The following is a 12705-nucleotide window of genomic DNA, read 5'->3' on the forward strand; positions in this document are numbered from 1 at the left end:
AAAGCCGCTCCCAAAAGAAACGGCTTTCAATTTTAGAAGGCTAGATTTCTAGCTTCTTATCCACTGTTGTGTTCTAAATAAGAATGCTATATAACCACGAACGTTTAAGACATCTTTATCATCCTCGTCAATCCACAGTTTGGCTTTATATTCTTTTCCTTTTTCTGGATCAAAGATGGTTCCTCCCTCATATTCATCATCATCTTTTTCTAGATTCTTAATGATATCAAGACCTATGAGTGGTTTATCATAATCTTCACCTTTACAGTAAATACAAGTCTTGTCACGATTTGCTGGATTTAATATATCTACAATCTTACCAAACACTTTACCATCCTTTTTATAAATTTCTATGATAGACATTGCCTCACCAGTCTCATCATCTATAGTTTTCCATTGTCCAAAAATAGTTCCTTGTTGCGCTTGTATGCTCACTGCAAAAAATAGCAGCATAAGTAGGGTTATGTGTTTTTTCATAGTATTCAAGTTTTAAGATTCTAAAATTAATGTGATTTACAGAGAGATTATAATGCATAAAAAATGGCGAGTCACAAGTGATCGCCATTTTTAATATGATTGTGATAATTAGTTTTTACCTAACATCGCATCTTTAAGATCATCATCTGCTGGGTCATTACCTAACCAGATTCCGAAAAGAGCTTTCTTAAAATCAAGACCTGCAATAGATCCTACTTCTTTTCCATTTTTGTAAACTACAGTTCCTTTTCCTTTAATATAAGCGATGTCAAACACGTTTGTTTTTACAATCTTATCGCTGAAAAAACCTTTGAACTGCTCAATCTTCGCATCTAGCGAACTAGTATTGCCATTCATTGAAGCGTCAAAACCATCATCTACAGCTCCTATCATTTTCTTACTAGAAACCATTCCAGAAACGATGTCTAATTTAAGCGCCATAGTCTCGTCTGCATTGATAATTGCTGCAGCATCACTCTTTTTTGACACTAGATATAATCCTCCAGCATAAAGGTCAAATACTACCTTCTCTCTCATACCAGCACCGTTAAGGATAAGTTCTGTACCTCCCATTGTTACTGAGTTAGGTAAAGTTGCATCTCCTACTACTGTTTGTGCCTGGCTAACTGTAAGACTACATACAGCTACTAAAGCTAATAAATACTTTTTCATAATTTTTCTTTGTGTTTGTGAGTTATTTAATTTGAATTAGGGTTTTTATGTAAAATTCGTAATTTTTGAAGGGTTGCATTCAGCTCATAACCCAATAAAATCAAATTGGAATTTAACCAAATATAAAGCATCATTATTAATAATGCACCAATAGAGCCATACAACTCATTATATGTGCCAAAATTATCAATATAAATGCCAAATAGATAAGTGGTTATCATAAATAATATTGTTGTCATTAATGCTCCTGGTGAAAAGAAACGACTTTTACGCCCTTCTTTAGTTCCAAAATAATATAGCGTAGCAATTACCGAATAAATCATAATGATTAAAAACAGGTTCTTCCCTATGCTTAATAGCGCGATATCCATGTCGTTACTCATAAAGTCACGCTCTCTCAATGAATTAAGTAACAATTCAAAATATATCACTACTGATATAGTAGTAACCAACAACAATGCCAGAATAATGGAAGTCCCTAAAGCAACCGCATATTGCCTAAAGAAATTACGGCTTATCTCATTGTAATGAGAACCCTCAAAACCACTAAAAATGGCGTTAACACCATTTGCCGTTAAAAACAAGGCAAGCAAACCAGCAAAGGAAGCAAGACCTGCTCTCTCATTCTGTGAGATATCGATTATGATAGGTTTAAAGAAATCTAAGGATTGCGCAGGTATCAACTCATAAATAAAGGCCATGAACTTGATATCAAAATTCTCAATAGGCACATATGGCACTAAATTAAGTAAAAACAGCAATGCCGGAAAAATGGCCATAAAAAAACTATAGGCAATAGAACTTGCACGAGATCCCAGAGCTCCCTGTATAATCCCATTAAAATAAGCGCGTAGCAAGTAAAGAAGCGTCATTCCCTCAAAGCCAGGAATAACGATACTATCCAAGATACTCACAAGCCAACAGAAAGGCTTGAATCTCATTAAACGTTGTTCTATTGTCTTATCTGATGCCATTAAACTGCTTTCAAACTAAGATCTAAGTTATAGACAGAATGCGTGAGCGCCCCACTAGAAATATAATCTACACCGCAAAGAGCATACTCACGTATCGTCTCTTCATTAATACCACCAGAAGATTCTGTAAGGCATTTATCGCCTATTAATGCGACTGCAGTACGAGTATCCTCATAATTAAAATTATCTATAAGAATACGATATACATGCTCGTGATTTTCAAGTATCTCTTTAATCTCATCCAGACTTCTAGCTTCTACAATAATCTTCAGATCTCGCTGCTCTTCCTTAAGATAATCTACTGTTTTGAGAATTGCTTTTGTTACACCACCCGCAAAATCAATGTGATTATCTTTAAGCATAATCATATCATACAGGGCAAAACGGTGATTCTCACCACCACCTATTTTTACAGCCCATTTTTCTAGCGCTCTTATTCCTGGCGTTGTCTTTCTTGTATCTAGAATTTTAGTATCTGTTCCTTCTAAAAGGTTCACAAAGAACTTTGTCTTCGTCGCAATAGCACTCATACGCTGCATAGCATTAAGCACTAGGCGTTCCGCTTTAAGAATGCTCTGACTTGAACCAGATACATAAAATGCAATATCACCATATTTTACAGCGTCTCCATCCGTTAATATATCCTCAACTTTTAATGAAGGATCTACGTATGCAAATACCGCTTTCGCGAAAGCGCAACCTGCAAGAATACCTTCATCCTTTACAAGTAATTTTGCTTTTCCAGTGGCGGTTGCTGGTATACAAGCTAGTGAGCTGTGGTCTCCATCACCTACATCCTCTCTTATAGCATTTGCAATTATACCTTCTATCTCAATCTGAAATTGTGCTTCTGAAATCATATTTGTATTGTTCCTTTGATGTAAAAATAAGCAAAAGGTAAAGCTTCTTACTTCTGTAATGTAGTTTTGTATTTTTGCCATATGAATATTAAACTTCTCTGCGTAGGCAAGACCGATAATAAACAGTTGCAAGCACTGGTAGACACGTATAGTAAACGGCTCAACTTTTATGTAAAATACTCCATAGAAATTCTCCCGGATATTAAGAATGTCAAAAATCTTAGTGAGCAAGAACAAAAAAATAAAGAAGGCGACCTTATTTTATCTAAAATAGGCCCTTATGACCACCTCTTGCTATTTGATGAAAATGGAAAAACGTTTACAAGCGTAGGCTTTTCAAAATTTTTACAAAAAAAAATGAATAGTGGCATCAAGACATTAGTCTTTGTCATAGGTGGTCCTTATGGATTTTCTGAAGAGGTTTATGCAAAAGCACAAGGAAAAGTATCATTATCATCTATGACATTTTCTCACCAGATGGTAAGACTATTTATTACCGAGCAAATTTATAGAGCATATACTATCTTAAAAGGTGAGCCATATCATCATCAATAAACATAATTTCTAGAATTAGAATCGTCTTTTAATTGCCCTAATTTATTAATGCTAAATAATTATTGGGTTTAACCTATTTTTATGAGCATAAGTAGCATAATTATTACCGCTACGTGTTATTTTTGTATCCTTAATTCGACTACAATTTAATGGGATCACAATCAGGTACAAAAAAGAAAAACAGGCTGCAATTATTGCACCAGTACTATGTGTACACTGGTTTTTATACTTTTTTAAAGGACGCTCTTAAAAAAGCACTCCCTCCTATCTTACTTGTAGTAGCAGCGATAGTTCTTATTCACTTCTTTGTAATAGACCTTAATACGGCACTGCAATATGTAATAGACAACTATTCAAACCTGCTTGTCCTTACCTTATTTTTTGTTTCAGAATCTATACTTGGTATAATTCCTCCAGAGCTTTTTATCGCATGGAGCGACAAGACAAGCAATCCTATTTTATACCTATCTCTTATAGCAATATTATCATATGCTGGTGGAGCAGTTTCCTATTTTACAGGAAGAGCAGCTTTAAAAATTCCATCCGTTCATAATTACCTAGAGGTAAAAATGGAGAAGCACTTAAAAAACGCTCGTAAATGGGGAGGCTTTTTAATTCTAGTAGGAGCTTTACTTCCGCTTCCTTTTGCCGTAGCAAGTCTTGCAGCAGGTATGATTCGCTTCGAGTTTAAATATTGGGCATTATTTGGTCTTGCTCGTTTTGTAAGATATGCAATTTACGGAGCAGCAATTTTTAGCCTTGTATCCTAATGAAACTAGTTTTTGCAACACACAATCACAATAAACTTCGCGAAGTTCAAGCATTAGTGCCTGATCATATTACCCTCCTATCTTTAACAGACATAGGATGCACAGAAGAAATCATTGAGGATGCAGATACCATCGAAGGTAACGCACTTCTTAAAGCAAATCATGTGCTTACTAACTATGGGTACGATTGTTTTGCAGATGATACCGGTCTTGAGGTGGATGCACTTGATGGTGCGCCAGGAGTATATTCGGCGAGATATGCTGGTGAGCAAAAAGATGATTCGGATAACATGAACAAGCTCTTAATAAATCTTGCTACTAAGCAGGATCGTGGAGCACAGTTTAAAACAGTTATCGCTTTCGCGAAAGCAAACAAAACAGAAACCTTTACAGGAATATGCAGAGGTGAAATCACTAAAGAACGTCACGGTGATGGCGGTTTTGGGTATGATCCTATCTTCCGACCAGAAGGTTACGATGCAACTTTTGCACAAATGGCTCCATCTTTAAAAGGAAAAATAAGCCACAGAGGGCTTGCTGTATCTGCATTTCTTGAATTTCTACATAATCAGGAATAAGTTTTTTACGCCCTAATGCTTTCATTATAGTTTTATTGAGTACTTTTGCAGCTTGAAAAACCTCAGGGTGAGGTATTGCCAGATTTTTTGGCACGTGTTGATCGAAGCAATTGGTTTATAAGTCGTTGCGCTTCCTATACACGCTAACACTTATAAATACTATTGTCTTATGACATTTGATGAACTAGGCCTAAATGCGCCTTTACTCCAGGCTATCGCCGATTTAGGTTTTGAAAAACCTTCTAAAATTCAAGAAGAAGCTATCCCACAACTTATTGCAGAAGACCGCGATATGGTTGCTCTTGCACAAACAGGAACAGGAAAAACAGCAGCTTTTGGATTTCCACTATTACAAAATATAGATGCAAATAGTAAGACTACTCAAGGTCTTATTATCGCTCCTACTCGCGAACTATGTCTCCAGATTACAAACGAGATGAAATTGTATGCAAAGCACATGAAAGGTGTGCGTGTTGTTGCAGTTTATGGAGGAGCAAACATACAAGAGCAGGCTCGTGAGATTTCTCGCGGAGCACAAATTGTTGTAGCTACACCGGGACGTATGCAAGATATGATGCGTCGTCGTATGGTAGATATTACAAAATTAAGCTACTGCGTACTTGATGAAGCAGATGAGATGCTTAACATGGGATTCTATGAGGATATCACAAATATTCTTGCAGATACTCCAGAAGATAAGCTTACATGGTTATTTAGTGCTACAATGCCTAGAGAAGTATCACGTATAGCAAAAGAATTTATGGTAAACCCGTTAGAAATAACGGTAGGACATAAAAATGAAGGAGCAAAGAACGTATCTCATGAGTACTTTGTAGTACACACAAGAGATCGTTACCAAGCACTTAAAAGACTTTCTGATGCAAATCCAGATATCTTCTCTGTAATCTTTTGTCGTACTAAACGCGATACTCAAAAAGTTGCCGAGCAACTTATTGAAGATGGATACAACGCAGGAGCATTACACGGAGATTTAAGTCAGAACCAGCGTGACCTGGTAATGAAGAGCTTTAGAAATCGCCAGATACAAATGCTTGTTGCAACAGATGTTGCTGCACGTGGTATTGACGTAGATGATATTACACACGTAGTAAACTACCAATTACCTGACGAGATAGAAACGTATACTCACCGTTCTGGTCGTACAGGTCGTGCTGGTAAAACAGGTATCTCTTTAGTAATTGTTACTAAAAGTGAGATGCGTAAAATCAAACAACTTGAGAAGATCTTAGGTAAGAAGTTTGAGCAAAAAACCATTCCAGACGGAAAGGAAATCACTCAAGTACAGTTAATGCACCTTGCAAACAGCATTAATACTACAGAGATTAATGACGAGATCGAGGCTTACTTACCAGAAATAGAAGAAGTTTTAAAAGACAACACTAAAGAAGAGCTTATTAAAAAAGTATTTTCTGTAGAGTTTACACGTTTCTTTAATTATTATAAGAAATCAAAAGATCTTAATCAAAATGCAGTTGGAGCGGCTAAGGAACAATCAGGTGACTCTACTCGTTACTTTATTAACGTAGGTAGCAAGGATGATTTTGACTGGATGAAGCTTAAGGATTTCTTAAAAGAAGAATTAGGTTTAGGTCAAGATGGTGTTTACCGTGTAGACTGTAAAGATGCCTTCTCATTCTTTAATACAGATACAGAGCACAAAGATAAAATCATAGCACATTTTGAAAACTTCGAACTTGATGGTCGTCGTGTAAGCGTTGAGGAAACTCAAGGTGGCGGAGGTCGCAGTGGTGGCGGAGGTCGCAGCGGTGGCGGAGATCGTCGTCGTAGTGGCGGAGGTCGCAGCGGTGGTGGAGATCGTCGTCGTAGTGGCGGTGATGATGGATTTAGATCTGGCGGTCGCAGCGGTGGCGGAGATCGTCGTCGTAGTGGCGGAGGATCTTCAGACAGACAACGTAGTGATCGTAAATCGAGCTATGGAGATGACCAAGGTGGTCGCTCTAGAAGCAGATCAGAAAGACCAGCAAGATCTGAGAGATCAGAACGCAGTTCTTCTCCACGAACTCCAGATAACAGATCTGAAGGAAATAAGAGCCCATTTTCTGGTAAAAGACGTCGCAGAAGCTAGTCTGACGCACGTTAAATGTTAGAATTATTGTAAATAAATAGATTTGGTATGATTTTCCCTATGGAATGCATAAATTGCCTTAGCATATGAAGAAGATCATACTAAACCTACTTATATTCTCTGCCGTTGCAGTAGGATATTCACAAGAAATAGATACTACATCAGACCCAACCGAAGCTCAAGAAAAGCTAGAGGATGGATTTATCGATGGAAAAGTATTAAGCAGTAGTACAGATATTGCATTACAAAATGTAAACATTCTCAACCTCTCAAATTTTAAAGGAGCTACTACTAATGAGTATGGTAAATTTGAAATCAAGGCTGAGGTAAATGATACGTTATACTTCTCTTACCTAGGATACAAATCTCTTAAAGTACGCGTGAGCGGTGACTGGATTAAATACGGTGACGTAAAAATCCAAATGACAGAGATAGGTATCGCACTTGAAGAAGTCGTGGTTCAAGAAATTGAGCTTACTGGATATCTAGAAATTGATGCAAAGAGAGTTCCTATTTACAGCAATCAGCGATACAGTATATCTGGATTAAATTCTGGTTATGAAGTAGGTAAAAGTCAGCCAGGAGCAATATCTAGAGTGTTAAGCTCTATTTTTAATCCTGCAGATTTTCTTTATAATATTTTTAGCAGAAAGAAAGGCCAACTTCGTAAGCTTAGGCAAATGAAGGAAGATGACAAAGTACGTAATCTACTAGAACGTAAATTTGACCGCGAGACGCTAAGTGCTTTACTTCAAATAGATCGTGTTGATATAGACGCAATACTTAAAAATTGTAGCTACTCAGATAATTTTATCATGAGCGCAAATGATCTTCAAATTCTCGACGCAATAAGTGAATGTTATGAAGAGTACAGAGTTCTTCAAAGAAAAGATTAATTATCTATTATATATAAACAGAAAGCCCGCTATATTTAGCGGGCTTTCTGTTTTATATAGCATTTTGAATGATACGCTTTCGCGAAAATATGATGCTACAATGCTGCTATAATCACCTCTGGATCTGCTCTGAGTTTATAATCTTCTGATAGAAAGTGGTAAGAAACTTCTCCGTTCTGGTCAATAATATATGTAGCTGCGATAGGAAGCTCATTTGCATCATTACCTTGACTCTCTAAAAGATCAATACCAAATTTCCCATATAATTCTGCAAGCGCCTCTGGAAGTTTAAAAACCAAATTGAGTGATCTTGCTAATTCGTTATTTTCACTAGTAAGCACTTCAAAATCCAGCTCATTTTTCTCCTTAGTAGATAGCGAATTGTCCGGTGTTTCTGGAGTAATAGCAATAAGCGTTGCTCCTTTCTCTTTAATTTGAGGTAATACCTCTTGAAATGCTTTAAGCTCTAAGTTACAATAAGGACACCATCCACCTCTATAAAAGGTAATCACTACTTTACCCTTTTGTAACTGCTCACTCAGTGTGATAGTTTTTCCTTGAGCATTTGGCAATGTAAAGTCTGGAAATTTATCTCCTGTCTTTACTGCGTGCTTCAATATATCTGTAGCTTCAAGATCTTCAATGGCTTTTCTCATGATGTCTTGAGCAGCGCCAGGATGACGTTTAATACTGTTATCTGCAAGTTCTTTTAGTGATGCGGTAAGTTTCATAATTTGACGTTTTCAATTTGAATGTTGGTCTTTAAAAGTGCATCAACTTTACATTTATTTCCAGCTTATATTTCAGGAATTCAATTTTTCGCGAAAGCGTACCTCTACCCTCTTTCTTCTATAAATCTTTGCTCGATTCTTTCCACATCTTTGATCATCTTACGTGTCCATTCGAGTTTTTTATCAAAAAGCTCTTGCTCAGAATATTGCCAAGACACGTTAGATTGCTTGAGCTTAGTCATAATATGCTGTATGGTTATTGCCGCAGAGACAGAAATATTAAGACTCTCTGTAAAACCCACCATAGGAATATAAATAAAGTCGTCTGCCATGTCAAGCACCGTATCACTTAATCCCTCTGTCTCACGACCAAAGAATATCGCTGCCTTTTGATTAATGTCAAAATTTTCTAGCGTATGAGCATCCTTGTGCGGGGAGGTTGCAATTATTTTATATCCCTGACTTTTTAAGTGAGAGATACAGCTTTTTGCGCTGTTATGACGTTGCACATCTACCCATTTTTGAGCACCCATTGCAATCTCACGGTCTATACTTTTTACATTTACCTCTTCTATCACGTGTAACTCTTGCACGCCAAAAGACTCACAGCTACGTATCACAGCGCTGGTGTTATGTAATTGATACACATCCTCCACCGCAACAGTAAAATGATTTGTACGCTCTTTAAGTACATTATCAAATAATTGAACACGTCTTTCTGTAAGAAATGATTGTAAGTATGCCAGAAGCTCTTGATCCATGATTGTTGTTTACACGCCAAAGATACTGTACTTTTAAAATGCAAAACAAACTAGAATGTCTAAACAAAATATAGTAGTCCTCTCTGGAGCAGGAATAAGTGCCGAAAGCGGACTAAAAACTTTTAGAGATGCAGAAGGTCTTTGGGAAGGTCACGATGTGATGGAAGTTGCTACTCCAGAAGGATGGCACAATAATCAAGAACTCGTTTTACGCTTCTATAACGACAGAAGAAGACAGCTGCTAGAGGTCACACCTAATGCCGCACACAAAGACCTTGTACAATTAGAAGAGGATTATAATGTTACAATTATCACTCAAAATGTAGACGACTTGCATGAACGCGCAGGTAGCTCAAATGTGATACACCTGCACGGAGAGTTGCTCAAAGTGCGTAGTAGTAGAAATGAAAGCGATATAAAACCATGGTCAACCGACTTAAAAGAAGGAGATCTATGTGCGCTAGGGTTTCAGCTAAGGCCTCATATCGTCTGGTTTGGCGAAGAGGTGCCACTTCTAGACAAAGCAGCAGAGCTTGTGAGTAAAGCAGATTTTATAATCATTGTAGGAACCTCCATGCAAGTATATCCAGCCGCTGGACTTATTGATTTTGCAAAACCTAGTGCTCAGATTTATTTTATAGATCCAAAACCCTCAATAGCACAGAGAGAACGTCTTACGATAGTTCCAGAAATAGCATCAACAGGTATAAAAAAGGTGGTTACCTCATTGTTACATTGAGTCCAAACACTTAAAAAATGACGTTATCTGAACTTTATAATGAGCTAGCATATGTAAATCACTCACGTGAGAAGCGTGCGTACTACGCACAGTTAATCTTAAATGAGCCTAGTCTTACGGAGCTCGTTATAGAAATTCTATTTATGGTAGATGACGCTAGATCTCCCAAAGCTGGATGGATAGCAGAATTTGCAACCAAAGAAGATATCACAATCATTCTTCCGCATCTTGAATTATTTACAACTAAGATGCATACTGTTTATCAAGATGCCGCACTGCGACCCGTGAGCAAAATCTGTGAAGAGCTTGCCATCTCCTATTACAAAATGAAAAATTTACAAACGAGAGCTTCCCTAACCAAAATTCAAAGGGAGCGCATGGTCACTTCAGCTTTTGACTGGCTAATAACCGACCAAAAAGTCGCTGTCAAAGCATACTCAATGACGTCGCTATATTATCTAGGCACAGAATTTAATTGGATACATGAAGATTTACAACGTATTATGGAGGAAAACTACATGACGAGCAGTGCAGCATATAAAGCAAGATGCAAGCACATTACCGCATGGATAAAGAGAGATCATAAGTATAAAAATTCTTAATATCTACATGATGAACAGAAATGAGGGTATATCTCAAATAATTATTGATATTTTCGCAGCTCTACTTTATGATGCAAAAACTACTTACTGCTACAATTGCCTTGCTATTTCTTATACAAGCAAATGGTCAAGATGTAAAACCTTACGAACTAGAAGCAAACTATTTTTATGGGAGCATCCTAAGGCACAATAAAGATGTATCCTCACTTATTACCGGGCATCCGGAAGGAATTATTCTGAGTTACAATAGAAAAACCTACGGTCTAAAGGAGTGGGAACGACTTTATAATTATCCAGATTGGGGATTCACCTTTGCATATCAAGACCTTAAAAATGAAAGTCTAGGAGACACCTACAATGCGCTGGCGCACTACAACTTTTATTTTTTGAACCGTAAGCTTATGTTTAGAATAGGGCAAGGTATTGGCTACACCACAAATCCCTTTGACCTTGAAACTAATGTGGAGAACAATGCGTATGGTTCTCGTTTATTTAGCGCGACACTCGTGATGCTTAATTATAAACAAACCATCACTCCCACACTATCATTTCAAACTGGTCTTACTTTTTTGCACGGCTCTAATGGAAATTTACGAGCACCTAACACTAGCACAAACACAATAGCATTAAATGCTGGGATTATCTATAAAGATCGAGCCGTACCAGATTTTATTCCAAAGGGAGAAAAAGTATCTTACAAAGAGCCTATTCATTATAATATTGCCTTAAGCGCTGGACTCAATGAAAGTGATTTTATAGGTTTAGGCAGAGAGCCATTTGCAATAATCTCTGCCTATGCTGATAAGAGATTGAGCAAAAAAAGTACTGTTCTTGCTGGTGCAGAAGCTTTCTTTTCAAAATTCCTGAATAATGAAATTGAATTCTTATCTGTTGCTTTTCCTGGACGTGGCGTAACTGCAGATCAAGACTGGAAACGCGCAGGAGTCTTTGTTGGCCATGAGCTACACCTCAACAATACAGCATTAATAACACATGCGGGATATTACCTTTATTATCCGTATGATTTTGAAGGTAGATTTTATCAACGCGTAGGACTTAAACGCACCTTTGGCAAAAAGTACTTTGGTAGTGTGGCTGTAAAAACCCACGGAGCAAAAGCAGAGGCAATAGAATTTGGATTAGGGATACGATTATGAGTTTACAAACACAAAAAATACATCTTTTAAGTACGCTTTCGCGAAAGCGTAACCTCATACTACAACTTCTACTTGCTGTACTATTATTCTCTTGCGATACAGAAAATGCAAATGATTGCCTCCAAACGGATGGTGATATCATCACTTATGAAATTGAAGTACCTGTTTTTACAAAAATCCAAATGGAAGATGACATTCGGGTGCTCTTAAAGCAGGGAGCAGAACAACAAGTGATTATTGAAACAGGTGAAAACCTTGTATCGGACTTAAATTTTGAAGTATCAGAAGGAACACTTGTACTACAGAACAATAATAGTTGTAATATCTTAAGGGAGTATGGACGAACCCTAGTGACAATAACGTCTCCAAACATTAGTTTTATAAGACAAGCATCCTCCTTTGACTTAAAAAGTGAAGGTGTTCTCTCCTTTCCAACTTTAACTTTATTCAGCAATACTAACCCAAATAGTCTTGACATAGACGACCCCAATAAAAGTGGTAATGTGTATTTAAATCTGGCTGTTCCACTCTTAAGAATATCTGCAAATGGATCAAGCAATTTTGTAATATCTGGCAGAGCAGATCAAATGAATATCAGTTTTAGTGACGAGCTCCCACAATTTGACGGCAGAGGCTTTTTAGTAGATGATATTCAATTCACTCATACTAGTGCTGCAAATATGGTATTTAATCCTGTAAACAGCCTTAAAGGGAGTATTCGTGCCACCGGAGATGTAATTGTTGTAAACGAACCACCTTTAGTCGAGGTAGAAGTGCTATTTACGGGACAACTTATCTTTGAAGACTAAAAAGTATCTAATTGTAG

General features: G+C 37.2%; 15 protein-coding genes. 9 read left to right on the forward strand and 6 right to left on the reverse strand.

The features are described from left to right. Positions 1–48: 48 nt before the first annotated feature. The 4 genes from ACJJVW_RS15165 to nadC form a co-directional block, all read right to left on the reverse strand. Positions 49–477 (reverse strand): DUF2147 domain-containing protein, encoded by a 429-nt coding sequence (locus ACJJVW_RS15165; protein ID WP_298325279.1) that lies wholly within the window; start codon positions 475–477, stop codon positions 49–51. Positions 478–585: 108 nt separating this feature from the next. Next, a complete protein-coding gene (locus ACJJVW_RS15170; RefSeq protein ID WP_298325280.1) occupies positions 586–1149 on the reverse strand; it encodes a chalcone isomerase family protein in 564 nt (187 codons plus the stop codon). Between the two features lie 26 nt (positions 1150–1175). Further along, positions 1176–2123 carry a YihY/virulence factor BrkB family protein gene (locus ACJJVW_RS15175; RefSeq protein ID WP_405252966.1) on the reverse strand — a complete coding sequence of 316 codons (948 nt, stop codon included), beginning with the start codon at positions 2121–2123 and terminating at the stop codon, positions 1176–1178. After that, positions 2123–2983, reverse strand: coding sequence for a carboxylating nicotinate-nucleotide diphosphorylase (nadC, locus tag ACJJVW_RS15180; protein ID WP_405252968.1), 861 nt, complete (start codon positions 2981–2983; stop codon positions 2123–2125). Before nadC ends, ACJJVW_RS15175 begins: the two co-directional genes overlap by 1 nt. A gap of 81 nt (positions 2984–3064) precedes the next feature. Here nadC and rlmH point away from each other — a divergent pair, with 81 nt between their 5' ends. From rlmH to ACJJVW_RS15205, 5 genes are all read left to right on the forward strand, one after another. Continuing rightward, complete coding sequence (rlmH, locus tag ACJJVW_RS15185) at positions 3065–3538, forward strand: 23S rRNA (pseudouridine(1915)-N(3))-methyltransferase RlmH (protein WP_298325288.1); 474 nt, start codon at positions 3065–3067, stop codon at positions 3536–3538. Between the two features lie 149 nt (positions 3539–3687). Continuing rightward, positions 3688–4308: a short-chain dehydrogenase gene (locus ACJJVW_RS15190; RefSeq protein ID WP_339844284.1), complete on the forward strand. Its 621-nt coding sequence runs from the start codon at positions 3688–3690 to the stop codon at positions 4306–4308. Beyond that, positions 4308–4886 (forward strand): non-canonical purine NTP diphosphatase, encoded by a 579-nt coding sequence (locus ACJJVW_RS15195; RefSeq protein ID WP_405224517.1) that lies wholly within the window; start codon positions 4308–4310, stop codon positions 4884–4886. Before ACJJVW_RS15190 ends, ACJJVW_RS15195 begins: the two co-directional genes overlap by 1 nt. Positions 4887–5055: 169 nt before the next feature. Next, positions 5056–6993, forward strand: a complete 1938-nt coding sequence (locus ACJJVW_RS15200; protein ID WP_298325295.1) for a DEAD/DEAH box helicase — start codon at positions 5056–5058, stop codon at positions 6991–6993. A gap of 86 nt (positions 6994–7079) precedes the next feature. Next, on the forward strand, positions 7080–7889 hold the full coding sequence (locus tag ACJJVW_RS15205) for a carboxypeptidase-like regulatory domain-containing protein (protein ID WP_405224513.1): 810 nt from the start codon (positions 7080–7082) through the stop codon (positions 7887–7889). 95 nt (positions 7890–7984) lie between these two features. Here ACJJVW_RS15205 and ACJJVW_RS15210 read toward each other — a convergent pair whose 3' ends face one another. Beyond that, entirely contained in the window at positions 7985–8620 is a 636-nt protein-coding gene (locus tag ACJJVW_RS15210; protein ID WP_405224510.1) for a peroxiredoxin-like family protein, read from the reverse strand. Positions 8621–8724: 104 nt separating this feature from the next. Then, positions 8725–9381: an RNA methyltransferase gene (locus ACJJVW_RS15215; RefSeq protein WP_339844273.1), complete on the reverse strand. Its 657-nt coding sequence runs from the start codon at positions 9379–9381 to the stop codon at positions 8725–8727. Between the two features lie 55 nt (positions 9382–9436). Here ACJJVW_RS15215 and ACJJVW_RS15220 point away from each other — a divergent pair, with 55 nt between their 5' ends. From ACJJVW_RS15220 to ACJJVW_RS15235, 4 genes are all read left to right on the forward strand, one after another. Then, on the forward strand, positions 9437–10120 hold the full coding sequence (locus tag ACJJVW_RS15220; protein WP_298325305.1) for an NAD-dependent deacylase: 684 nt from the start codon (positions 9437–9439) through the stop codon (positions 10118–10120). 17 nt (positions 10121–10137) lie between these two features. After that, on the forward strand, positions 10138–10722 hold the full coding sequence (locus ACJJVW_RS15225) for an adenylosuccinate lyase (RefSeq protein ID WP_405252971.1): 585 nt from the start codon (positions 10138–10140) through the stop codon (positions 10720–10722). 68 nt (positions 10723–10790) lie between these two features. Continuing rightward, on the forward strand, positions 10791–11879 hold the full coding sequence (locus ACJJVW_RS15230) for an acyloxyacyl hydrolase (protein WP_379953221.1): 1089 nt from the start codon (positions 10791–10793) through the stop codon (positions 11877–11879). Continuing rightward, the gene (locus tag ACJJVW_RS15235) at positions 11876–12688 is read left to right on the forward strand and encodes a head GIN domain-containing protein (protein ID WP_405252973.1); all 813 of its coding nucleotides are present in this window, start codon (positions 11876–11878) and stop codon (positions 12686–12688) included. Before ACJJVW_RS15230 ends, ACJJVW_RS15235 begins: the two co-directional genes overlap by 4 nt. Positions 12689–12705 lie beyond the last annotated feature (17 nt).

This window comes from Dokdonia sp. Asnod3-C12 (assembly GCF_045063975.1).
Lineage (GTDB): Bacteria > Bacteroidota > Bacteroidia > Flavobacteriales > Flavobacteriaceae > Dokdonia.